General features: G+C 68.8%; 22 protein-coding genes. 16 read left to right on the top strand and 6 right to left on the bottom strand.

Going from position 1 to position 20522, the window contains the following annotated elements:
* Positions 1-12 precede the first annotated feature (12 nt).
* From rutB to rutF, 5 genes are read left to right on the top strand one after another with little or no spacing between them, the layout of a single operon-like run.
* The gene (gene rutB / locus EJO71_RS29495; RefSeq protein WP_240651556.1) at positions 13-804 is read left to right on the top strand and encodes a pyrimidine utilization protein B; all 792 of its coding nucleotides are present in this window, start codon (positions 13-15) and stop codon (positions 802-804) included.
* Between the two features lie 23 nt (positions 805-827).
* The gene (rutC, locus tag EJO71_RS29490; protein ID WP_125952229.1) at positions 828-1220 is read left to right on the top strand and encodes a pyrimidine utilization protein C; all 393 of its coding nucleotides are present in this window, start codon (positions 828-830) and stop codon (positions 1218-1220) included.
* A gap of 5 nt (positions 1221-1225) precedes the next feature.
* The gene (rutD, locus tag EJO71_RS29485; protein ID WP_125952230.1) at positions 1226-2032 is read left to right on the top strand and encodes a pyrimidine utilization protein D; all 807 of its coding nucleotides are present in this window, start codon (positions 1226-1228) and stop codon (positions 2030-2032) included.
* On the top strand, positions 2029-2625 hold the full coding sequence (locus EJO71_RS29480; protein ID WP_125952231.1) for a malonic semialdehyde reductase: 597 nt from the start codon (positions 2029-2031) through the stop codon (positions 2623-2625). The genes rutD and EJO71_RS29480 overlap by 4 nt, the downstream gene beginning before the upstream one ends.
* A 14-nt stretch (positions 2626-2639) precedes the next feature.
* Positions 2640-3191, top strand: a complete 552-nt coding sequence (rutF, locus tag EJO71_RS29475) for an NADH-dependent FMN reductase RutF (protein WP_125952232.1) — start codon at positions 2640-2642, stop codon at positions 3189-3191.
* A gap of 9 nt (positions 3192-3200) precedes the next feature.
* On the opposite strand, the gene rutR is transcribed toward rutF, so the two are convergent.
* Positions 3201-3905: an HTH-type transcriptional regulator RutR gene (rutR, locus tag EJO71_RS29470; RefSeq protein ID WP_125952233.1), complete on the bottom strand. Its 705-nt coding sequence runs from the start codon at positions 3903-3905 to the stop codon at positions 3201-3203.
* Between the two features lie 211 nt (positions 3906-4116).
* On the opposite strand from rutR, the gene EJO71_RS29465 reads away from it, so the two are divergent.
* The 7 genes from EJO71_RS29465 (at position 4117) to EJO71_RS29435 (ending at position 11007) form a co-directional block, all read left to right on the top strand.
* The gene (locus EJO71_RS29465; protein ID WP_125952234.1) at positions 4117-5118 is read left to right on the top strand and encodes a 2-oxoglutarate and iron-dependent oxygenase domain-containing protein; all 1002 of its coding nucleotides are present in this window, start codon (positions 4117-4119) and stop codon (positions 5116-5118) included.
* Positions 5119-5132: 14 nt separating this feature from the next.
* Complete coding sequence (locus EJO71_RS29460) at positions 5133-5519, top strand: VOC family protein (protein WP_125952235.1); 387 nt, start codon at positions 5133-5135, stop codon at positions 5517-5519.
* Positions 5520-5591: 72 nt separating this feature from the next.
* The gene (locus tag EJO71_RS29455; protein WP_125952236.1) at positions 5592-6701 is read left to right on the top strand and encodes a BMP family ABC transporter substrate-binding protein; all 1110 of its coding nucleotides are present in this window, start codon (positions 5592-5594) and stop codon (positions 6699-6701) included.
* A 23-nt stretch (positions 6702-6724) separates the two neighbouring features.
* Positions 6725-8251, top strand: coding sequence for an ABC transporter ATP-binding protein (locus EJO71_RS29450; protein ID WP_125952237.1), 1527 nt, complete (start codon positions 6725-6727; stop codon positions 8249-8251).
* The gene (locus tag EJO71_RS29445; RefSeq protein WP_164546927.1) at positions 8244-9407 is read left to right on the top strand and encodes an ABC transporter permease; all 1164 of its coding nucleotides are present in this window, start codon (positions 8244-8246) and stop codon (positions 9405-9407) included. The genes EJO71_RS29450 and EJO71_RS29445 overlap by 8 nt, the downstream gene beginning before the upstream one ends.
* A complete protein-coding gene (locus EJO71_RS29440) occupies positions 9404-10336 on the top strand; it encodes an ABC transporter permease (RefSeq protein WP_125952238.1) in 933 nt (310 codons plus the stop codon). The genes EJO71_RS29445 and EJO71_RS29440 overlap by 4 nt, the downstream gene beginning before the upstream one ends.
* Positions 10333-11007 carry an isochorismatase family cysteine hydrolase gene (locus EJO71_RS29435; protein WP_125952239.1) on the top strand — a complete coding sequence of 225 codons (675 nt, stop codon included), beginning with the start codon at positions 10333-10335 and terminating at the stop codon, positions 11005-11007. The genes EJO71_RS29440 and EJO71_RS29435 overlap by 4 nt, the downstream gene beginning before the upstream one ends.
* Before the next feature lie 118 nt (positions 11008-11125).
* Here the strand turns inward: EJO71_RS29435 and EJO71_RS29430 are convergent, their stop codons facing one another.
* Positions 11126-11881: a hypothetical protein gene (locus EJO71_RS29430; protein WP_125952240.1), complete on the bottom strand. Its 756-nt coding sequence runs from the start codon at positions 11879-11881 to the stop codon at positions 11126-11128.
* 52 nt (positions 11882-11933) lie between these two features.
* Here EJO71_RS29430 and EJO71_RS29425 point away from each other — a divergent pair, with 52 nt between their 5' ends.
* From EJO71_RS29425 to EJO71_RS29415, 3 genes are read left to right on the top strand one after another with little or no spacing between them, the layout of a single operon-like run.
* A complete protein-coding gene (locus tag EJO71_RS29425; RefSeq protein ID WP_125952296.1) occupies positions 11934-12527 on the top strand; it encodes a LemA family protein in 594 nt (197 codons plus the stop codon).
* A 10-nt stretch (positions 12528-12537) separates the two neighbouring features.
* Positions 12538-13437: a TPM domain-containing protein gene (locus EJO71_RS29420; RefSeq protein ID WP_125952241.1), complete on the top strand. Its 900-nt coding sequence runs from the start codon at positions 12538-12540 to the stop codon at positions 13435-13437.
* Positions 13438-13442: 5 nt separating this feature from the next.
* Positions 13443-13979, top strand: a complete 537-nt coding sequence (locus EJO71_RS29415; RefSeq protein WP_125952242.1) for a TPM domain-containing protein — start codon at positions 13443-13445, stop codon at positions 13977-13979.
* Here EJO71_RS29415 and pdeM read toward each other — a convergent pair.
* Positions 13976-14656 carry a ligase-associated DNA damage response endonuclease PdeM gene (gene pdeM, locus EJO71_RS29410; protein WP_125952243.1) on the bottom strand — a complete coding sequence of 227 codons (681 nt, stop codon included), beginning with the start codon at positions 14654-14656 and terminating at the stop codon, positions 13976-13978. The genes EJO71_RS29415 and pdeM overlap by 4 nt on opposite strands.
* Before the next feature lie 65 nt (positions 14657-14721).
* Here pdeM and trxC point away from each other — a divergent pair, with 65 nt between their 5' ends.
* On the top strand, positions 14722-15171 hold the full coding sequence (gene trxC, locus EJO71_RS29405) for a thioredoxin TrxC (RefSeq protein WP_125952244.1): 450 nt from the start codon (positions 14722-14724) through the stop codon (positions 15169-15171).
* A 5-nt stretch (positions 15172-15176) separates the two neighbouring features.
* On the opposite strand, the gene EJO71_RS29400 is transcribed toward trxC, so the two are convergent.
* Genes EJO71_RS29400 through EJO71_RS29390 form a run of 3 tightly spaced genes read right to left on the bottom strand, consistent with a single transcriptional unit; the run spans position 15177 to position 20478 of the window.
* A complete protein-coding gene (locus EJO71_RS29400; protein WP_125952245.1) occupies positions 15177-17798 on the bottom strand; it encodes a ligase-associated DNA damage response DEXH box helicase in 2622 nt (873 codons plus the stop codon).
* Positions 17795-19450 (bottom strand): ATP-dependent DNA ligase, encoded by a 1656-nt coding sequence (locus EJO71_RS29395; protein WP_125952246.1) that lies wholly within the window; start codon positions 19448-19450, stop codon positions 17795-17797. Before EJO71_RS29395 ends, EJO71_RS29400 begins: the two co-directional genes overlap by 4 nt.
* The gene (locus tag EJO71_RS29390; protein ID WP_125952247.1) at positions 19447-20478 is read right to left on the bottom strand and encodes a ligase-associated DNA damage response exonuclease; all 1032 of its coding nucleotides are present in this window, start codon (positions 20476-20478) and stop codon (positions 19447-19449) included. The genes EJO71_RS29395 and EJO71_RS29390 overlap by 4 nt, the downstream gene beginning before the upstream one ends.
* Positions 20479-20522: the final 44 nt, after the last annotated feature.

Here is a 20522-nt window from a genome sequence, read left to right as displayed (position 1 = left end):
AAGGAGCGCAGCATGACCACTCCCGCACGCAACACAACCCTCACATCGAACGTCCCGGTCGGTGCTCCGCGCCTGCCCGGTGCACCCGCGCCGCTGGTGCTGCCCGCGCAGCCAGAACCGCTGGCATTGCACCCGACCGACTCCGCGCTGATCGTCGTCGACATGCAGAACGCCTATGCCTCCATCGGCGGGTATGTCGACTCGGCCGGCTTCGACATCTCCGGCGCGCAGGGCACCATCACCGGCATCCTGCGCGCCATCGCGGCGGCACGCGCCGCTGGCATGCTGGTCGTGTTCCTGCAGAACGGCTGGGATGCGGCCTACGTGGAAGCCGGTGGCCCCGGCTCACCGAACTGGCACAAGTCGAACGCGCTCAAAACCATGCGCGCGAAGCCCGAGCTGCAGGGCAAGTTTCTCGCCAAGGGCGGCTGGGACTACGAACTCATCGAGCAGATGAAGCCGCAGCCCGGCGACATCGTCGTGCCGAAGACCCGCTACAGCGGCTTCTTCAACAGCACGCTCGACAGCACGCTGCGCGCGCGCGGCATCCGCAACCTCGTGTTCACCGGCATCGCCACCAACGTGTGCGTCGAATCGACGCTGCGCGACGCCTTCCACCTCGAATACTTCGCCGTGATGCTCGAGGACGCCACGCACGAGCTCGGCGGACCCGCGATCCAGAAGGCATCGGTCTACAACGTCGAAACCTTCTTCGGATGGGTCTCCACGGTGGACCACTTCTGCAGCGTCTTCGCGCCCGCCTCCACTACGCGACACGCACCGGCCGAAGCGGCCATCGCCTGATTTTTCTTCACGAAGGAGTCTCCATGCCCAAGCAAGCCATCATCCCGCCCGGCACCGGCGTACCGCTCGCCCCCTACGTTCCCGGCACGCTCGCCGACGGCGTGCTCTACGTCTCGGGCACGCTGCCCTTCGACAAGGACAACAACGTGGTGCACGTGGGCGACGCAGCCGCACAGGCGCGCCATGTGCTCACCATCATCAAGGGCGTGGTCGAGGCCGCGGGCGGCACCATGGACGACGTGACCTTCAACCAGATCATGCTCAAGGACTGGGCCGACTACGCGAAGATCAACGCGGTGTATGCCGAGTTCTTCCCCGGCACCAAGCCCGCGCGCTACTGCATCCAGTGCGGCCTGGTGAAGCCCGATGCGCTGATCGAGATCGCCTCGATCGCCCACGTCGGCAAGAAGGCCTGAGCCTCATGAGCGCGCTGCACTACGAGGTGCACGGACCGTCCGGTGCGGCAGCCACGGTGCTGCTGTCGTCGGGCCTCGGCGGCTCGGCCGGGTTCTGGCAGCCGCAGCTCGGCGCGCTGATCGTCGCCGGGTATCGCGTCATCGCCTACGACCAGCGCGGCACGGGTCGCAGCCCCGCCGCGCTGCCCGAGACCTATGCCATCGCGGACATGGCCCGGGACGTGATCGAGATCCTCGACGCGACGAACACCTCGCAGTGCCACTTCGCGGGCCATGCGCTCGGCGGCCTCGTCGGCCTGCAGCTCGCGCTCGATGCCCCTTCGCGCATCGCGAGCCTCGTGCTCGTCAACGCGTGGTCGAAGCCCAATCCGCACTCGGCGCGCTGCTTCGATGCGCGGCTCGCGCTGCTGGGCGCATGCGGTCCGCGCGCATACGTCGAGGCGCAGCCGATCTTCCTGTACCCCGCAGCCTGGGCTGCCGAGCACGCGCAGCGCGTGGCCGACGAAGTCGATCACGCCTTCGCACACTTCCCCGGCGAAGCCAACATGCGAGCGCGCATCGCCGCCCTGCGCGCCTTCGACATCGACACGCGCCTCGCCGACATCACCGCTCCTGCCTTGATCGCCGCCGCCAAGGACGACGCGCTCGTGCCCTGGACCTGCTCCCAGCGCCTGGCCGATGGCCTGCGCGACGTCACGCTCCACTTCGTTCCGCACGGCGGCCACGCTCACAGCGTGACCGGGGCCGAAGCCTTCAACCGAAGCCTGCTCGACTTTCTTTCGCGGGTCAGCGCACCCGCCGTTCCAGCATGACCTCCATCACCACACTCGACGACGCAGCGTTGTCGCTGCTCTTCACCGGCGCACGCACCCACAACGGCTGGACCAGCGAACCCGTCACCGACGCACAGCTGCAGCAGATCTACTCGCTCGCGAGCCTCGGCCCCACCTCGGCCAACTGCTCGCCCGCGCGCTTCGTGTTCGTGCGCACGCCCGAAGGCAAGCAGCGCCTCGCACCGGCTCTCTCCAAGGGCAACCTCGACAAGACCATGGCAGCGCCGGTCACGGTCATCGCCGCGTGGGACCGCAAGTTCTACGACAGGCTGCCCACGCTGTTCCCGCATGCCGATGCGCGCAGCTGGTTCACCGGCAGCCCCGAGGCCGCGCACGAGACCGCCTTTCGCAATGCCAGCCTGCAGGCGGGCTACCTGCTGCTCGCGGCGCGCGCGGTCGGCCTCGACGCGGGTCCGATGTCGGGCTTCGACAAGGCGAAGGTCGATGCGGCCTTCTTCGAAGGCACCGACTGGACCGTCAACTTCCTCATCAACCTCGGCCACGGCGACGCGTCGAAGGTGTTCGGCCGCCTGCCGCGGCTGCCCTTCGACGAGGCCTGCGTGCTGGCCTGAAGGAGTCGCACGACATGCTGCACAACGCCATGGCCTCCCACCCCGCTTCGCCGAACCCCGCCGGCCTGCCGCCCGGCCTGCAGAAGGCCGACTACCGCAATGCGATGGCGCGGCTGGGCGCTGCGGTGAACATCATCACCACCGATGGCCCGGCAGGCCGCGCCGGCTTCACCGCATCGGCCGTGTGCAGCGTGACCGACGAGCCGCCGACGCTGCTGGTGTGCCTGAACCGCTCGGCCTCGGTGTACCCGGCGTTCAAGGCGAATGGCGTGCTGTGCGTGAACGTGCTGGCCGCCGGGCACCAGTCTCTCTCCGCACTGTTCGGAGGCAAGACGCCAATGGACGAACGCTTCGCCGCCGGCAACTGGAGCCGCAAGACCACCGGTTCGCCGATGCTCGACGACGCGGCAGTTTCCTTCGACTGCCGCGTGATGCATGCAACGAGCGCGGGCACGCACGACGTGCTGTTCTGCGAGGCGGTCTCCATAGCCATCGGTGGCGCGGCCCAGGGGTTGATCTACTTCGACCGGCGCTATCACGAGATCGCGGCGCCGCCGCAACACTGAACCTGCCGTTCAGCGCGGCACGATGCCCTGGAGAACGATGCGCTGGACGTTCTCCACCGCGCGCTCGAAGAATCCTTCGTCCTCCAGCGTGTGCCCCGACAGCGCCTGCACCTGCACCCCGAAGTCGGCGTAGTGCTGCGTCACCGCCCACAGCGCGAAGATCAGGTGATGCGGGTCCACGGGCGCCAGCTTGCCCGCTTCGACCCACGCGCGGATCACTTCCGATTTCTTCTCCACCAGCGTGCGCAGTTCGCGGTCGAGCTCGTCGCGCAGCAGCGGCGCGCCCTGGATCATCTCCAGGCAGAAGAGCCGCGATGCATCGGGCCGGTCGCGCGAGATCACCAGCTTGCGGCGGATGTAGTCGCCGATGGCCTCGGCCGGGTCCTGCTCGGCGCTGAAGCCGCGCAGCGGTTCGAGCCACAGCGCGAGCAGGTCGCGCAGCACGTTGACGTAGAGCTCCTCCTTGTTCGCGAAGTAGTAGAGCAGGTTGCTCTTCGACACGTCGGCGCGCGCCGCCACCTGGTCGATCGACGTGCCATGCAGGCCGAAGCGGGAGAACAGCCCCAGCGCCGCGCCGAGGATCGCACTGCGCTTGTCCTCGATCTGGCGCAGCCTCCGGTTCACCGCGGACGCGCTGCGCACCGCGGGCTTCGCGCGCTTGCGCACCGGGCTCTCTTTGCTGGCACTCGCGGCCAGCGCTTTGGTCTTCGGCATCTTCCCTCGCTCTTCCCTTGTTCGTTCAATCGTGATTCGGCAGACAGCACAGCGCACCACTGTAAGGCCGCGATGCATCGCCTTGCGCCGCAACCGCCATCACAGCGCGGCAATGCGCACCATGCTGACGCGACGGATGGGTTTTGTCCATTTGGTCCAACTGGCACAGACGTTGCATGGCGAAAGGCATGCCAAGCAAGAGGAACCTGCCATGACCCTGCTTTCCGTCCCCATCATCGATCTAGCGCCCTACTTCGCCGGCACCGCCGAAGGCAAGGCGGAGGTCGCGAAGAAAGTCGACGAAGCCTGCCGCAGCATCGGCTTTCTCGTCATCACCAACCACGGCATCTCGCCCGAACTGATCTCGCGCGTGTCCTCGCTCTCGCGCAAGTTCTTCGACATGCCGCTGGGCGAGAAGCGCAAGGTCGATCGCCCGCGCGAAGATGCCGTGCGCGGCTACAGCGCCGTGGGCGAGGAAGGGCTTTCCTACAGCCTCGAAGAGGCGGCCCCCGGCGACCTGAAGGAATCGTTCTCGGTCGGCCCCTCGAACGTGCCCGACGACGACTACCACCGCGGCCCCGCCGCAGGCCCGCACTTCGAGCCCAACAGCTGGCCGCCCATCGAGGGCTTCCGCGAAGCCTACGAGGGCTACTTCGATGCGATGAGCGATCTCTCGCGCTCGCTGATGCGCGTCTTCGCGCTCGGCCTGTCGCTGCCCGAGTTCTTCTTCGACGACAAGATCGACAGGCACATCAGCATGTTCCGCGTGCTGAGCTATCCGCCCCAGCGCGAGCAGCCTCTGCCCGGCCAGCTGCGCGCAGGCGCGCACAGCGACTACGGCAGCCTCACCATCGTGCTGCCCGACGACAAGGGCCTGCAGGTGTTCAACAAGGCCGGCCAGTGGGTCGACGTGCCGCAGGTCGAGGGCGGCCTGGTGGTCAACATCGCCGACCTCATGATGCAGTGGACCAACGACCAGTGGGTGTCCACGCTGCACCGCGTGATCAACCCGCCCTTCGAGGTGGCGAGCACCAACCGCCGGCAGTCGCTGGTGTTCTTCCACCAGCCGAACTACGACGCGATGGTCGAGTGCCTGCCGAGCTGCCTCGCGCCGGGCGAAGAGGCCAAGTACGCGCCCATCTCCTCGGGCGACCACCTCACCTCGAAGTTCGTCAAGCAGACGACTTTCGGTGGCACCAAGGTCACGGCCTGAGCCCATCCGAACTCATGGCCCATCTCTCCTACGTCAACGTCTTCGCAAAAGACGTGGTCGCGCTCAGCGGCTTCTACCAGCGCGTGTTCGGCTTCAAGGAGATCGAGGCGATCCGCTCGCCCATCTTCCGCGGACTGGACACGGGCAAGTCGAGCCTGGGCTTCAACGCGCTCGATGCCTACGAGCTGCTGCACCTGAGCGAGTTCTCCGATACGCGCGGCGTGAAGTTCCTGCTGAACATCGACGTCGACAGCCAGGCCGACGTCGACCGCATGGTGCCCGTTGCGCTCGAAGTCGGCGCCACGCTCGTCAAGCCGCCGTACGTCACCTACTACAACTGGTACCAGTCGGTGCTGCTCGATCCCGAAGGCAATGTGTTTCGCATCAACTTCATGATGTGACGCGCGCTGCTCCCCTCCTCTCCCGTTTCCCCTCCGTTCGTCAACTCAACGCCTCCACTCAAAGGTAGTTCCATGCAGCAGCTGCGCACCCTCACTCCCGGCCTGGGCCTAGCGATGACCATCGCGGCCGGCGGCGCGTTCTTCACCTCGCTGCCCGCAGCGGCGGCCGACGGCTTCACGCTGAAGGACAAGCCGAAGATCGCGATGCTCTACTTCGGCCCGAAGAACGACGGCGGCTGGACGCAGGCCTTCGACGAGGCCCGCGTGAAGATCGAGAAGGAGATCGGCCAGAAGATCCAGTTCGTGGAGAACGTGCCCGAGGACGCGTCGGCCATCAAGCCCGCGGCCGAGAAGTTCATCCAGCGCGGCGCCAACATCGTGATCGGCACCGCCTTCGGCTACTCCGACAGCTTCAAGGACCTCGCCGCCAAGTACCCCGACGTGGCCTTCCTCAACGGCTCGGGCACCACCAACGGCAGCAACCTCGAATCGTTCTACGGCCGCACCTACGAGAGCCAGTACCTCTGCGGCATGGCCGCAGGCGCGGCCTCCAAGACCGGCAAGCTCGGCTTCGTCGCGGCCAACCCCTTCGGCGTGGTGAACTGGACCATCAACGCCTTCGCGCTCGGCGCGCAGAAGATGAACCCGAACGCCACCGTCAACGTGATCTACACCGGCGCGTGGAACGACCCCGTGAAGGAGCGCGCGGCGGCCGCCGCCCTCATCGACCAGGGCGCCGACGTGATCGGCCAGCACGTCGACAGCCCCACGCCGCAGATCGTCGCGCAGGAGCGCGGCGTGTACGGTACCGGCCACCACCGCGACCTGCGCCAGTTCGCGCCCAAGGCCACGCTGTGCTCCTCGGTGTGGGTGTGGGACCGATTCCTGACGCCGGAGCTCAAGAAGGTCATCGCCGGCAACTGGAAGCCCGCGCAGTACGGCGCCTTCATCGAGATGAAGGACGGCGGCACCGACATCGCCGGCTTCGGCCCCGCCGTGCCCAAGGACAAGGCCGCGCTCATCACCGCCGAGCGCGACGCGATCATGAAGGGCAAGCAGGTCTACGCCGGCCCGCTCGCCGACCGCGACGGCAAGGAGCGCGTGGCCAAGGGTGCCGTGCTGTCGGACGCCGATCTCTGGAAGATGGACTGGTTCGTCAAGGGCGTGGTCACGCAGAAGTAAGCGATCAGGGAGCCGAGCACCTCATGCCCAACGCGCTGGAACTCACCGGCATCCGGAAGTCCTTCGACGGCTTCGCAGCCCTGACCGATGCCCACTTCGCCGCGCGCTGGGGCGAGGTGCACGCACTGCTGGGCGAGAACGGCGCGGGCAAGTCGTCGCTGATGAACATCGCGGCCGGGCTCTATGCGCCCGAGGCCGGGCAACTGCTGGTGGACGACAACGCGGTGCGCTTCGCCGGGCCGCGCGATGCGGCGAAGCACCGCATCGGCATGGTCCACCAGCATTTCAAGCTGGTGCGGCCGTTCACGGTGGCACAGAACATCCTGCTCACAGCGCCGCCGTCTGCGGAGTTCCAGAGCCATGGCGAGCGGCTGCGCGAGATCACGCGAGATATCCGCAACAAGGCCGCGGAGCTGGGCTTCGACATCGATCCGTCGAAGCGTGTCGACGCGCTGTCGATCGCCGAGCAGCAGCGCGTGGAAATCCTCAAGGTGCTGCTGGCCGGCGCGCGCATCCTGATCCTCGACGAGCCCACGGCCGTGCTGACCGACCAGGAGGCCGCGCGCCTGTTGCAGACGGTACAGGGGCTGGCACGCGCGGGTGCCGCCGTGGTGCTGGTCACGCACAAGATGGCCGACGTGAAGACGTATGCCGACCGCGTGACCGTGATGCGCGGCGGGCGCACGGTAGCCACGCTGAAGCCGGGCGAGGCATCGGTGGTCGAACTGGTGAAGCTCACGGTGGGCGAATCGATTGCCGCACAAGGATTCCAGGCTTCGACCACATCGCGTGGCCCGGTGCGCCTCTCGGTGCGCGGGCTTCGCACGCCCGCCTCGCCCGAGGGCCGGCGCGTGCTCGACGGCGTGGACCTCGAACTGCACGCCGGCGAGATCTACGGCCTTGCCGGCGTGGGCGGCAACGGCCAGGGCGAACTTGCGGGCGCAATCATGGGCCTGCCGGGCGAAGCCACGGAAGGCGAGATCCGGCTCGAAGGCCACGGCGACCTGAAGACCATGGCCGCATCGGCGCGCCGGGGCATCGGCATCGCCGCCATTCCGGCCGACCGCTACGGGCTTGCGCTCGCGGGTGGTCTCTCGGTGGCGGAAAACTACGCCATCGGCCGCGTGCACACCGGCCGCTACGGACCCGTATGGCGCCTGCGCCGCAACCGCATCCAGAGCGACACGCAGGAAGCGGTACGCGCCTTCGATGTGCAGGGCGTGCGCTCGGTCGCGCAGAAGGCCGCGCTGCTCTCGGGCGGCAACGCGCAGAAGCTGGTGCTCGCGCGCGAGTTCGGCAAGTCGCCCACGCTGGTGCTCGCGCACAGCCCGAGCCGAGGGCTCGACGTGCGTGCCAGCGCCGAGGTGCATGCGCGCCTGCGCGCCGCGCGCGACAGCGGCGCGGCGGTGCTGCTCATCAGCGAGGACCTCGACGAGGTGCTGCAGCTCGCTGACCGCGTGGGCGTGATGACGCGCGGGCGCATCGCCGGCGAATTCGCACAACCCGCCGACCGGCAGGCCATCGGACAGGCGATGGTGGACCATGGCTGACGCATCCCTCATGGCCGACATGGCAGCGCCCTCTCCAAAGACCTCTTCTTCCGTCGCGCACGAGGCCCCGCGCACGACGCAGCCACTGGCCCGCCGCCACTACGCGCTGGAGATCCGCCAGCACATGTCGTGGCGCTGGCAGGCACTGATCCTCGCGGCCGCGCTGCTCGCGGGCTTCGCCATCTCCGCGGCGATCCTCATTGCCGCCGGCGTGCCCGCCGACGAACTCGCCAACGAGTTCGTGATGCAAACCTTCTTCGATGGTCAGAACTTCCGCGCCGTGCTGTTCCAGGCCGCGCCGATGATCCTCGTCGGCCTCGCGGGCTCCATCGCGTTCCGCGCGCGCTTCTGGAACCTCGGGCTCGAGGGCCAGATGATCTGGGGCGCCATCGGCGCGACCACCATCTCGATGTGGCAGATCGGCCCCGAGAACCTGCGCCTGCCGCTGATGTTCGCGGCCGCCGTCGGCTGCGGCCTGCTGTGGGTGCTGGGGCCCGCATGGCTCAAGCTGAAGCTCGGCGTGAACGAGATCATCTCGACGCTGATGCTCAACTACATGGCGGCCAACTTCCTGCTGCACCTGGTCTACGGAAGCTGGAAGGACCCGAAGGACAACTTCCCCTACTCGCCGCAGTTCCGCGCCTTCGAGCGCCTGCCCGAGCTGGGTGCCGGCATCGGCAGCTCCATCCTGCTCGCGGGCATCGTCGCGCTGCTGGCGTGGTGGCTGGTGAGCGTGAGCCGCGTGGGCCTCTATCTGCGCTTCGTCGACGCGAACCCGCGCGTGGCGCATGCCAACGGTGTGCCGGTACGGCGCACGATCTACGGCGCGGTGCTGCTGTCGGGCGCAATGGCCGGTCTCGCGGGCTTCGCGGTGGCCGCGGGGCAGGAAGGCCGGCTCACGCAGGCCTTCTACCAGGGCTACGGCTTCTCGGGCATCCTCATCGCCTTCCTCGCGCGCAACAACCCGCTCGCGGCCACGGTGGTGGCGCTGCTGGTGGCGGCGCTCTTCGTCACCGGGCGCAGCCTGCAGGTGTTCTACCAGGTGCCGTTCTCGATGGTGCAGCTCATCCAGGCTGTGATCGTGGTGTGCGTGGCGTCGAGCGACTTTTTCATCCGCCACCGGCTGCGCCGCGTGGGCGGGGAGGCTGTTCAATGAACTGCAGCATTGTTCTCAACTGGCTGGCCAGCACGCCGGACTTCGCGGTGCCCTACGCGCTCGCGGCGCTCGGTCTCATCATCTGCGAGCGCGCGGGCGTGCTCGCACTCGGCGCAGAGGGCCTGATGCTGGTCGGCGCGCTGGCCGGCATCGGCGCGCAGATCGTGATCGGCCAGCCGGCGGTGTCGCTGGTGCTCGCGATGCTGGCTGCCAGCGTGGTCTCGGTGCTGTTCGCGGTGATGGTGATCTGGCTGCGCGTGAACCAGGTGATCGCCGGGCTCGCGCTGGTGTTCTTCTGCCAGGGGCTCACCGCGCTGGTCGGCTCGATGGCCGAGTGGACCAACCATGCCACCGAAGGCATCGGCGCGATGGGGCTGTGGCCGCTGTCGCTGCTGCCGGGCGTGGGCAGGCTCTTCGAGCAGAACGCGATGGTGTGGCTCACGCTGCCGATCTTCGGCGCGGTGGCGTGGTTCTTCGCGCGCACCTCCACCGGCCTGAGGCTTCGCGCGGTGGGCGAGAACCCGCAGGCGGCCGACGCAGCGGGCATCCGCGTGACCGCATGGCGCTTCGCGGCGGTGCTCGCGGGCTCGGCGCTGGTGGGGCTGGCGGGTGCCTACATCTCGGTGGTCAGCACCAAGCTGTGGATCGCGGGCATGACCGGCGGACGCGGCTGGATCGCGGTGGGCCTCGTGATTTTCGCGCGCTGGTCGCCGTGGAAGGCACTGGTCGGCGCCCTGCTGTTCGGTTGCATCGAGGCGCTGATCCCGCAGCTGGCTGCAGCCGGCGTGCAGTTGCCCCAGTACTTCGTGATGATGACGCCGTATGCGGTAACGCTCGGAGTGATGGTGTGGGTCGCGCTCTCCCGGCGCGGCGCCGATGAAGAGCCCGGTGCGCTGGGCCAACCCTATGTGCGGGAAGAACGCCGATGAAGGCCTGGGTCTACGACGAGGAGCGCGAGCTCGACACGGCGAAGTTCGCCGACTACCTGAATCCCGCCACCACCGCGGTCGTCTCCATCGACATGCATCGAGGTCATCTCGACGACGGCCCCGATTGCCCCTGCCCCGCGCCGCGTGCACGCGACGTGGTGGAACCCATCGACGGCTTCCATGACGCGGTGCGCGCGCTGGGCGTGCGAATCGTGCACGTCAGGTCGGTGCTGCGGCCCGGCGGCGTGGACGACATCAACGGCATTCCGTCCGCATGGCGACGCACCTTTCCGCTGCACGTGGGCGAGATTCCGAATGCCGACGCGCATGCCATCGAAGGCTCGAAGTGGACCGAGTGGGTCACGCGCGTGGAGCCCGGCGACATGCGGGTGGACGGCAAGCGCCGGCTCTCGGCCTTCTACCCGACCGACCTCGACTTTCTTCTTCGCAACCAGCGCATCGAGACGGTGGTGCTCAACGGCGGCTTCACCGACTGCTGCGTACTCAACACGGCCTTCGACGCCAGCAACCGCAACTACCGAGTGATCGTGCTGCGCGACCTGGTGCGCGGCACCGACGCGCACCTGGAAGGCGCGGCGCTCGCGATGGTGTCGCTGCACCTGGGGCTGGTGATGGATTCGGAAGAACTGCTGCGGGTGTGGCGCGGGTAGGAGACAACGCCCTCATTTTTCGAGAAACACCGCGGAACCGGCTTTGCCGGGCCGCAGGTGTTGCCCCCGGTAGGGGGTTGGCGAAGCGACACGAAGTGCGCGCAGCCTGGGGGCGAGCCTAAGTCTTGTCCAGCCAGCGTGCGGCCACGGCCTGCATCTGGCCCTGGGCCGACTCCCACACCAGCTCCGGCGCCGCCACATGCACGCCCGGCGGCGCGATGCGCAACGCCACGTCGACCAGCTCGGCCACCTTCGACGCGCGCACCGGCTGCTCGCTGCTCGGCACCATGAAGCGCACGACCGACAGCATCCACGCGGCCACCCGCTCGAAGGGGTTGGCCAGCTTCGCGTTCGCCGGCTTGCGCGCCGAGCGCACGAGGATCACGCGCTCGAAGCCGCAGGCCACCACGGCCTGCTCGTCGAGGCTGGCGAGCCCGCGCTTCAGCGCCTCGGGCAGCTTGCCCTGGTCGTGCGGCTGCACGATGGCCAGCGTCTGCACGCCGCAGGCACGCAGCCAGCGGGCCAGCTCTGGCAGATCCGAAGGCTCGGGCACCCACAGCGCGCGTTCGCGGTCGTGGTACAGGCGCGGCGGATCGAAGGCGATGATGGCGGTGTGGGCCGAGGCCGGCGGCCACTGCGTGATGGGCAGCTCCGGGCTCAGGTAGGTCTCGACGCCGCGCAGCCCGTCGCGGATCGGCTCTTTCGCCAGCACGCGCGTGTGTGCATGGCGGTGGCTGCCCGCCAGTCGTCGCAGCAGCTCCGCACCCAATGCGCCGGTCGCGCCCGCGATCAGCAGCGTTCCGAAGGCGGAAGAGGCAACGGGCAATACCGCACGGTTGGCGGCCTGCAGGGCTTGTAGAGGATCGACGGGCATGGAGCCACCTATGCTACCTTCCGCATCTTCTGCGGAGGTAATGCAAATGATGATGAAGCGCTGGCTCTTGATTCTCGCGGCGGTCGTGTCCCTGAGCGGCTGCGGCTACAACCAGTTCCAGTCCCTCGACGAGGCCAGCAAGTCGGCCTGGAGCGAGGTGCTCAACCAGTACCAGCGGCGCGCCGACCTCGTGCCCAACATCGTGGCCACCGTGAAGGGCGAGGCCAGCTTCGAGCAGGACACGCTCACCAAGGTGATCGAGGCGCGTGCCAAGGCCACATCGATCCAGGTGACGCCCGAGACGCTGAACAACCCCGAGGCATTCAACAAGTTCCAGCAGGCGCAGGGCGAGCTTTCGTCGGCACTGTCGCGGCTGATGGTGGTGTCGGAGCGCTACCCCGACCTCAAGGCCAACCAGGCCTTCCGCGACCTGCGCGTGACGCTCGAAGGCACCGAGAACCGCATCACCGTGGCGCGCAACCGCTACATCGAAAGCGTGCAGGAGTACAACGTGCTCGCACGCAGCTTCCCGACCAACATCACAGCCAAGATCTTCAGCTACGCGCCTAAGCCCAACTTCTCGGTGCAGAACGAGGCGCAAATCTCGACACCGCCCACCGTCGACTTCAGCGCTCCGAAGAAGTAAGCCAGCACCGATGGCCATTGCCGCACTGCTCCGTCGCGCGCTGGCCGCGGTCGTCCTCGCGGCCCTGGCCGGCGTTGCGCTGGCCCAGGGCCTGCTGCCGATCCCCGCGCTCACCGCGCGCGTGATCGACCAGACCGGCACGCTCGACAGCGCGCAGCGCAACGGGCTCGAGACCAAGCTCGCGGCCTTCGAGCAGCGCAAGGGCTCGCAGATCGTGGTGCTGATAGTGCCGACCACCGCACCCGAGGACATCGCCAGCTACACGCAGCGCCTGGGCGATGCCTGGAAGATCGGCCGCAAGAACGTCGGCGACGGCCTGCTGGTGGTGGTGGCCAAGGACGACCGCAAGATGCGCATCGCCACCGCCAAGACGCTGGAAGGCGCGGTGCCCGATCTCGCGGCCAGCCGCATCATCGACGAGGAGATGAAGCCGCGCTTTCGCAGCGGCGACTTCGCAGGTGGCCTGAACGCGGCAGTGGACCGGCTCATCGGGCTGGTCGACGGCGAGCCGCTGCCCGAGCCCTCATCGCGCAACACGGGCGGCGGTGGCAGCGGCAACGATGGCTTCGACTGGGAGAACCTCGCGATCTTCCTGTTCGTGGGCGTCTTCGTCGGCGCGCCGATCGCGCGTGCCATCCTCGGCAAGAAGCTGGGCACGATGGTCGTGGGCGGTGGTGTCGGCGTGATCGTGTTCTTCATCACCACCAGCATCGCCATCGCGGTGATCGCAGGGCTCGTGGCGCTCATCGTCTCGCTCGTCGCAGGTGCCGGGCGGATGGGCGGTGGCGGAGGTGGCGGCGGCTGGAGTTCCGGTGGAGGTGGCGGCTTCAGCGGCGGCGGGGGTGGAGGCGGCTTCAGCTCCGGCGGTGGCGGCAATTTCGGCGGCGGCGGCGCGTCGGGGGACTGGTGAGCACGATGACGACGAAGACCACCGAAGCAAGCCTCTTCTCGAAGCTCGGCCGCATCTGGCGCCACCGCTGGATCGACGAGGCCGAGGTTCGCCGCGCGCTGCCCACGGCCGCGCTGGAGCGCCTCGCGGGCCGCGTGACCGCGAGCGAACGACGCCACAGCGGCGAGATCCGCATCTGCGTCGAAGCCGGCCTGCCGATGTCCTACCTGTGGCGCCATGCACCGCCGCGCGAGCGCGCCGTCACGCTGTTCGGCAAGCTGCGCGTGTGGGACACGGCGCACAACAACGGCGTGCTCATCTACCTGCTGCTGGCCGAGCACGCCATCGAGATCGTGGCCGACCGTGGCATCGACGCGCGCGTCGACGATGCCGAGTGGGCCGCGATGGCGCAGCGCATGAGCGCGGCCTTCCGCGATGGGCGATTCGAGGACGGGCTCACGCAGGCGTTGGAAGAAATCTCGGCCCTGCTGGTCGAGCACTTTCCGCTGGCCGAGGGCGAAGTGGACGTGAACGAGCTGCCGGACGAGCCGGTCGTGCTTTAGCTGTCCTGCGGCGGCAAGGCCCACACGGCCGAACCGCCCACCGCATGAAAGCGCCGCCCCAGTGCCGGCTCCATCAGCCACCCGCCCGTGAACTCGCCGAAGGCCGGCAGCACGGCCTGCTGTTCGTCGCTCGCGAAACATGGCAGCCGCACGCTGTCGCGACCCCGGCCCTGCAGCCTGCAGACGGGGTGAAGATGCCCCGCGAGCACGAAGTGCGTCGCATGCACCTGCGGGTGGTGACAGCAGGCGAAAGGCCCCAGCAGGAAGGGTTCGTCGACCACCTCGATGCCGAGCGCCTCCGGCGGATCGCCCGCGCGGCTGTCGTGGTTGCCGCGCACCAGCGTCATCGCGATGCCCGCATGGCGTGCGCGCCAGGCTTCGACTGCGACGAGCACAGTGCGCGCCTGCGCCGCGTGCAGGAAGTCGCCGAGGAACACGACGCGCCGCGGCGCATGCTTTTCGATCAGTGCATCGAGCCGCGCCAGGTTCTCCTGCGTGGTGCCGCCCGGCACCGGCTGCCCGAGAGCGCGGTACGTCGCGGCCTTGCCCAGGTGCAGGTCGGCCACGAACAGCACGCGCTGCGCGGGCCACCAGAGTGCGCGCTCCGGCAGCAGGTGCAGCAGTTCGCCCGCCCAGTGAACGGCGAGCGGCGACGCGGAGGAATCGGGAGAAGTCACGGAGCCAGTGTCGCAAAACAGGCGACCGCCTTGCAAAGGCCCTCCAGAGCCCCCATTTGCCGGCAATGACCGAATCGCCCCCGCTGCACATCGTCTGCCCGCATTGCCACACGACCAACCGCGTGCGCGCGGCGCAGCTGGGCAGCGCGCCCGATTGCGGCAGCTGCCACCGCCCGTTGTTCACCGGCCACTCGACCGCGCTGCCGGACGAAGCCACCTTCGACCGCCACATCGCGCGCAACGAGATCCCGGTGCTGGTCGACTTCTGGGCGCCCTGGTGCGGCCCGTGCCGGCAGATGGCGCCGGCCTACGAGCAGACGGCCGCCCAGCTGGAGCCCTACGTGCGGCTGGCCAAGCTCGACACCGAGGCGGTGCCTGCCCTGGGCGCGCGCTTCAACATCCGCAGCATCCCGACGCTGGCGCTGTTCCGCGGTGGCCGCGAGGTGGCACGGCAGGCCGGCGCGATGGGCACGGCGGACATCGTGCGTTGGGTGAAGGCGCACGGCGCCGGCTGATCCGTTCAAAGCGGCGGCAGCGGCCTTGAAGGCCGCCTGCGGTCGCGCCGCTGGCTCACCGGCCTCGGTGGTTTGCCCGCCCCTTCCTGCCCGAAGGCCAGCGTTCCCTTCACACGCTCCACGCCACCGGCCGTGACTGCGCCCCCCGCAGCCTTTTCCAATTGCTCGACCATGCGCGCGATGCGGTCGGCAACGTTCTCGTTCGACAGCTTCTCGCGGAACAGCTCGACCATCAGCGGAAACGAGAACGGCGTCGGTCGCGCGAGCGGCTTCAGCACGAGCTGTTGCGTGGCCATGCGTTCAAGGCTGGCGCGCAGGCGTCCGATCTCGAGCTCCTGCGCAAGCAGTTCCTGCTCCGCCTGCAGCAGCAGCCTGTTGCCGGGGTCGTACTTGCGGAACACCTCCCAGAACAGCGAGGACGACGCCTGCAGCTGCTTGCTGCTGCGCTTCTCGCCAGGGTAGCCCTGGTAGATGAGGCCCGAGACGCGCGCGATCTCGCGAAAGCGCCGCTGCGCCAGCTCGCTGGCGTTGAGCGAAGCCAGCACCTCGTGCAGCAGGGCTTCGCGCGCATCGTGCGTCTCGTCGCCTTCCGGCAGCTTCAGCACCTGCGGCAGCAGCGCGGCCCAATCGACCTCGGTCGCGCTCAGCAGCTCGAAGCCGTAGTCGTTCACCGCGATGGAAAAGGTGCGTGCCTCGTGCTGCGCAACGCGCCACGCCAGCAGGCTCGCGAGGCCGAGGTGCACATGCCGGCCCGCGAAGGGATAGAGGAACAGGTGCGAGCCTTCGCGCGTGTCCAGCGTTTCGGCCAGCAGCGTTTGCGGCGTCGGCAGCGCCGACCACTGCTGCTGGATTTCGAGCAGCGGTCGCACGCACTGCAGCTCCGGCGAGTCGTAGCGCCCCTCGCCGGCCTGCGCAAGCTGCAGCACCACCGCATCGGCCAGCGTGTTCGACAGCGGCATGCGCCCGCCGCCCCAGCGCGGCACGGCGGCCCGCTTGCCGGTGGCGCGCCGCACCCAGGCCGTCATGTCGTGGATGCGCACGAGCTCGAGCATCCGGCCGCCGAACAGGAAGCAGTCGCCGGCCTTCATGCGCGCGACGAAGCTCTCCTCCACGTTGCCGATCTTCGAGCCGCCGAGGTACTGCACCGACATGCTCGCGTCGCTCACGATGGTGCCGATGTTCATGCGATGCCGCCGCGCGAGCCGTGCATCGGGCACGCGCCAGACGCCCTCTGCATCGGGCACCGCGCGCCTGTAGTCCGGGTAGGCCGCGAGCGAGGGGCCGCCTTGCGAGACGAAGTCGAGACACCACTGCCAGCTCTCGCGCGTGAGGCCTTCGTAGGCGGCCGTGCCGCGCACCTCCTCGTACAGATCGTCGGGCACGAAACCGCCGCCGAGCGCCACCGTCACCAGGTGCTGCACCAGCACGTCGAGTGGCTGGTCGGGCGAGTGGCGCGCCTCGATGTGGCCCGCCGCGATGGCCGTGCGCGCGGCCGAGCCCTCCACCATCTCGACGCTGTGCGTGGGCACGAGCGTGATGCGCGACGGCCGCCCCGGCGCGTGGCCCGAGCGGCCCGCGCGCTGCAACAGCCGCGCCACGCCCTTGGGCGAGCCGATCTGCAGCACGCGTTCCACGGGCAGGAAGTCCACGCCCAGGTCCAGGCTGGAGGTGCAGACCACTGCCTTCAGCTCGCCGCTCTTCAGGCCCAGCTCCACCCACTCGCGCACTTCGCGATCCAGCGAGCCGTGATGCAGTGCGATGAGCCCGGCCCACTCCGGCTTCGCTTCCAGCATGGCCTGGTACCAGATCTCGGCCTGCGAGCGCGTGTTGGTGAAGACCAGCGTGGTGCTGCTCGCAGCGATCTCGTCGATCACCTGCGGCAGCATGGTGAGGCCGAGATGCCCGCCCCACGGGAAGCGCTCGGCCGTGCCGGGCAGCAGCGAATCGACGACGAGCTTCTTCGGCACCTGGCCCCGCACGAGCACGCCGTCTTCATGGCCCAGCAGCGCATGCATCGCCTCGTGCAGGTTGCCCAGCGTGGCCGACATGCCCCAGATGGCAAGGCCGGCGTTCCAGCGCTTCAACCGCGCGAGCGCGAGCTGCACCTGCACACCGCGCTTGTTGCCCAGCAGTTCGTGCCACTCGTCGACCACAGCCATGCGCAGGTGGCCGAGCACTTCGCGCGCATCGGCACGCGCGAGCAGCAGCGAAAGGCTCTCTGGCGTGGTGACGAGCACGGAGGGCAGGCGCTGGTTCTGCGCGCTGCGCTCGGCGGAGGAGGTGTCGCCGCTGCGCGCACCGGCGCTCCACGGATGCACTTCTGCGCCGAGGGCTTCGAGCGGCTGCTGGAGCGCGCGCAGCGTGTCGGCGGCCAGGGCCCTCATCGGCGTGAGCCACAGCACGGTGAGCGGCAGGTCCGAAGGCCGTGCGCTTGCCTTGCGTGCCTGCGAGAAGGCCTGCAGCGCACCGAGCCACACGGCGTAGGTCTTGCCTGCGCCGGTGGTCGCATGCAGCAGGCCGGACCGGCCTTCGGCGATGGCTTTCCAGACCTCGCGCTGGAACTTGAAAGGCTTCCAGCCGCGCGCGGCGAACCACGCATCGAGCGCCTGCTTCACGGCCTTGTTCATATGGGCAACAACGCCGCCAGCGTCTGCAAGGTATCGGCTTCTTCCACCGGCTTGTCTTCCCGCCACCGAAGCATCCGCGGAAAGCGCACCGCGATGCCGCTCTTGTGCCGCGTGCTGCGCGCGATGCCCTCGAAGCCCAGCTCGAACACCAGCGTGGGCTTCACGCTCTTCACCGGTCCGAAGCTTTCCACCGTGGTCTTGCGGATGATCGCGTCCACGCGTGCCATCTCGGCGTCGGTGAGGCCCGAGTAGGCCTTGGCGAAGGGCACGAGCTTGCGGTCTTCCTGTTCGGGCGGGCCGTCCCACACGGCGAAGGTGTAGTCGCTGAACAGGCTCGCGCGGCGGCCATGGCCGCGCTGCGCGTAGATCAGCACGGCATCGACGCTCAGCGGATCGATCTTCCACTTCCACCACACGCCGACGTCCTTGGTGCGGCCCACGCCGTACTGCGCGTCGCGGCGCTTGAGCATCAAGCCTTCCACGCCCATGGCGCGTGCCGCTTCGCGCTGGCGCGAGAGGTCGGGCCAGTCAGGCCCCGTGAGCATCGGGCTCGGCTGCAGCGAGGGATGCTGCATGCGCGCGACGAGGTCATCGAGCAGCACACGGCGCTCCGACTGCGGCAGCGTGCGCAGGTCGCGCCCCTCCCATTCGAGGATGTCGTAGGCCAGCAGCACCACGGGAATGTCGCGCAGCAGCTTCGCACCCAGCGTCTTGCGGCCGATTCGCTTCTGCAGCTCGGCAAAGGGCTGTACGCGGCCGTCTCGCCACACGACGATCTCGCCGTCGAGCACGGTGCCGTCGGGCAGCGCCTCGCCGAGCACGGCGAGTTCGGGAAAACGCTCCGTCACCAGCTCCTCGCCACGCGACCACGCCCACACGGCACCCGCGCGCTTGATGAGCTGCGCGCGGATGCCGTCCCATTTCCACTCCACGATCCAGCCGGAAGGCGGGCCCAGCGCGGCATCGAACTGCTCGAGCGGCAGGTTGAACGGATGCGCGAGGAAGAAGGGATAGGGCTGGCCGCTGGTCTTCAGCACCTGCTCGGCGCCCGACTCGGGCGCGATCAGCTTGCGGTAGTCGTCAGCCCGTGGCTGCGCGCCGATGTGCGTGTAGCCCATGAGCCGCTGCGCGACGCGCTTGGCGTCGATGCCGCCGACCGCTGCCAGCGCCTGCGTGACCTGCAGCTTCGACACGCCGACGCGGAACGCGCCCGTGATGAGCTTGAAGTACACCAGCCGCTCCTCGGCAGCGAGCTGCCGCCATTGCGCGCGCAGGCGATCAGCGAGCTGGTCGGGCGCCGTCTTCGCGGCTTCGCGCAGCGGCAGCAGATGCTGCTCTACCCAACCCGCGAGGCCGAGTTCGTGCGCCGCGTCCGGAGGCGGCAACAGCAGCGCGATGGTTTCGGCGAGGTCGCCCACGGCGTCGTAGCTTTCGTCGAACAGCCATTCGGGCAGGCCCGCGGCTTCCTGCGCGAGCAGGCGCAGCAGCTTGACGGGCACGAGCTGGCGCGGCTTGCCGCCTGCCAGGAAGTAGACGGCCCATGCGGCGTCGGCTGCATCGGCCTCGCGCAGGTAGCGCTGCAACGCCGCCTGCTTGGCGAGGCTCGACGTGCTGGCGTCGAGTTCGCGATAGAGGGCGGCGAAGGCCTTCATGCACCGGCCTCCCGGTCATCCTCGTCGCCGTACTCGGTCTTGAAGGACTGCGCATCGAGGCCGTTCTCGCTCAGCCATCGCACCATCACCTGCACGCTGCCGTGCGTGACGAACACGCGTTCGGCTCCAGTGCCCGCAATGGCCTGCTGCAGGCCGGGCCAGTCGGCATGGTCGGACATCACGAAGCCCCGGTCCACGCCGCGCCGCCGCCGCGTGCCGCGCAGCTGCATCCATCCGCTCGCGAAGGCATCGGCGTAGTTGCCGAAGCGCTTCATCCATGGCGAGCCCTGCGCGGATGGCGGCGCGAGCACCAGCGCGTGCTTCAGCAGTGCGGCATCGACGCCCTCGTCTCCCGCGCGCAAGGTGGGCGGCAACGCCACGCCGGCCGCCCGGTAGACGGCATTGAGCGGCTCCACCGCCCCATGCACGACGATGGGCCCGATGCTCGCGTCCACGCCGTGCAGGATGCGCTGCGCCTTGCCGAAGGCATAGCAGAACAGCACCGACGCGCGCCCCGCTTCCGCGTTGGCGCGCCACCATGCGTCGATCTCCGCGAACAGCACGGCTTGTGTGGGCCAGCGGTAGATGGGCAGGCCGAAGGTCGATTCAGTGATGAAGGTGTCGCAGCGCACGGGCTCGAAGGGCGCGCAAGTGCCGTCGGGCTCGGTCTTGTAGTCGCCCGAGGCCACCCACACGCGCCCGCCGTGTTCGAGCCGCACCTGGGCCGAGCCCAGCACATGCCCCGCCGGATGCAGCGAGACACGCACGCCGTGGTGCTCGATGGCCTCGCCGTAGGCCAGCGTCTGCAGGTCGATGTCGTTGCCCAGCCGCGTGCGCAGCGTACCGGCGCTGTCGGTGTGGGCCAGGTAGTGCGCGTGGCCGGGGCGCGCATGGTCGGAATGCGCGTGCGTGATGACGGCGCGCGCCACCGGCCGCCACGGGTCGATGTAGAAATCGCCGGGCGGGCAGTACAGGCCCTCGGGCCTGGCGACGACGAGGAGGTCTTCTTCCTGCTTTGCGGGAGGCATGGCACGCCATCGTAGGCGCAGCCGGGGTTTCGCGCCGCCGGGCA

It is taken from the genome of Variovorax sp. 679 (assembly GCF_003952185.1).
In the GTDB taxonomy this organism is placed as follows: domain Bacteria; phylum Pseudomonadota; class Gammaproteobacteria; order Burkholderiales; family Burkholderiaceae_C; genus Variovorax.
The sequence above is the reverse complement of the archived record's forward strand: the minus strand, read 5'-3'. Positions and strand labels throughout refer to the sequence as shown.

Excerpts from the sequence above, each read along its gene's own strand:
- rutB (WP_240651556.1), top strand. The coding sequence starts at position 13 with ATGACCACTCCCGCACGCAACACAACCCTCACATCGAACGTCCCGGTC.
- rutC (WP_125952229.1), top strand. The coding sequence starts at position 828 with ATGCCCAAGCAAGCCATCATCCCGCCCGGCACCGGCGTACCGCTCGCC.
- rutD (WP_125952230.1), top strand. The coding sequence starts at position 1,226 with ATGAGCGCGCTGCACTACGAGGTGCACGGACCGTCCGGTGCGGCAGCC.
- EJO71_RS29480 (WP_125952231.1), top strand. The coding sequence starts at position 2,029 with ATGACCTCCATCACCACACTCGACGACGCAGCGTTGTCGCTGCTCTTC.
- rutF (WP_125952232.1), top strand. The coding sequence starts at position 2,640 with ATGCTGCACAACGCCATGGCCTCCCACCCCGCTTCGCCGAACCCCGCC.
- rutR (WP_125952233.1), bottom strand. The coding sequence starts at position 3,905 with ATGCCGAAGACCAAAGCGCTGGCCGCGAGTGCCAGCAAAGAGAGCCCG.
- EJO71_RS29465 (WP_125952234.1), top strand. The coding sequence starts at position 4,117 with ATGACCCTGCTTTCCGTCCCCATCATCGATCTAGCGCCCTACTTCGCC.
- EJO71_RS29460 (WP_125952235.1), top strand. The coding sequence starts at position 5,133 with ATGGCCCATCTCTCCTACGTCAACGTCTTCGCAAAAGACGTGGTCGCG.
- EJO71_RS29455 (WP_125952236.1), top strand. The coding sequence starts at position 5,592 with ATGCAGCAGCTGCGCACCCTCACTCCCGGCCTGGGCCTAGCGATGACC.
- EJO71_RS29450 (WP_125952237.1), top strand. The coding sequence starts at position 6,725 with ATGCCCAACGCGCTGGAACTCACCGGCATCCGGAAGTCCTTCGACGGC.
- EJO71_RS29445 (WP_164546927.1), top strand. The coding sequence starts at position 8,244 with ATGGCTGACGCATCCCTCATGGCCGACATGGCAGCGCCCTCTCCAAAG.
- EJO71_RS29440 (WP_125952238.1), top strand. The coding sequence starts at position 9,404 with ATGAACTGCAGCATTGTTCTCAACTGGCTGGCCAGCACGCCGGACTTC.
- EJO71_RS29435 (WP_125952239.1), top strand. The coding sequence starts at position 10,333 with ATGAAGGCCTGGGTCTACGACGAGGAGCGCGAGCTCGACACGGCGAAG.
- EJO71_RS29430 (WP_125952240.1), bottom strand. The coding sequence starts at position 11,881 with ATGCCCGTCGATCCTCTACAAGCCCTGCAGGCCGCCAACCGTGCGGTA.
- EJO71_RS29425 (WP_125952296.1), top strand. The coding sequence starts at position 11,934 with ATGAAGCGCTGGCTCTTGATTCTCGCGGCGGTCGTGTCCCTGAGCGGC.
- EJO71_RS29420 (WP_125952241.1), top strand. The coding sequence starts at position 12,538 with ATGGCCATTGCCGCACTGCTCCGTCGCGCGCTGGCCGCGGTCGTCCTC.
- EJO71_RS29415 (WP_125952242.1), top strand. The coding sequence starts at position 13,443 with ATGACGACGAAGACCACCGAAGCAAGCCTCTTCTCGAAGCTCGGCCGC.
- trxC (WP_125952244.1), top strand. The coding sequence starts at position 14,722 with ATGACCGAATCGCCCCCGCTGCACATCGTCTGCCCGCATTGCCACACG.
- EJO71_RS29400 (WP_125952245.1), bottom strand. The coding sequence starts at position 17,798 with ATGAACAAGGCCGTGAAGCAGGCGCTCGATGCGTGGTTCGCCGCGCGC.
- EJO71_RS29395 (WP_125952246.1), bottom strand. The coding sequence starts at position 19,450 with ATGAAGGCCTTCGCCGCCCTCTATCGCGAACTCGACGCCAGCACGTCG.
- EJO71_RS29390 (WP_125952247.1), bottom strand. The coding sequence starts at position 20,478 with ATGCCTCCCGCAAAGCAGGAAGAAGACCTCCTCGTCGTCGCCAGGCCC.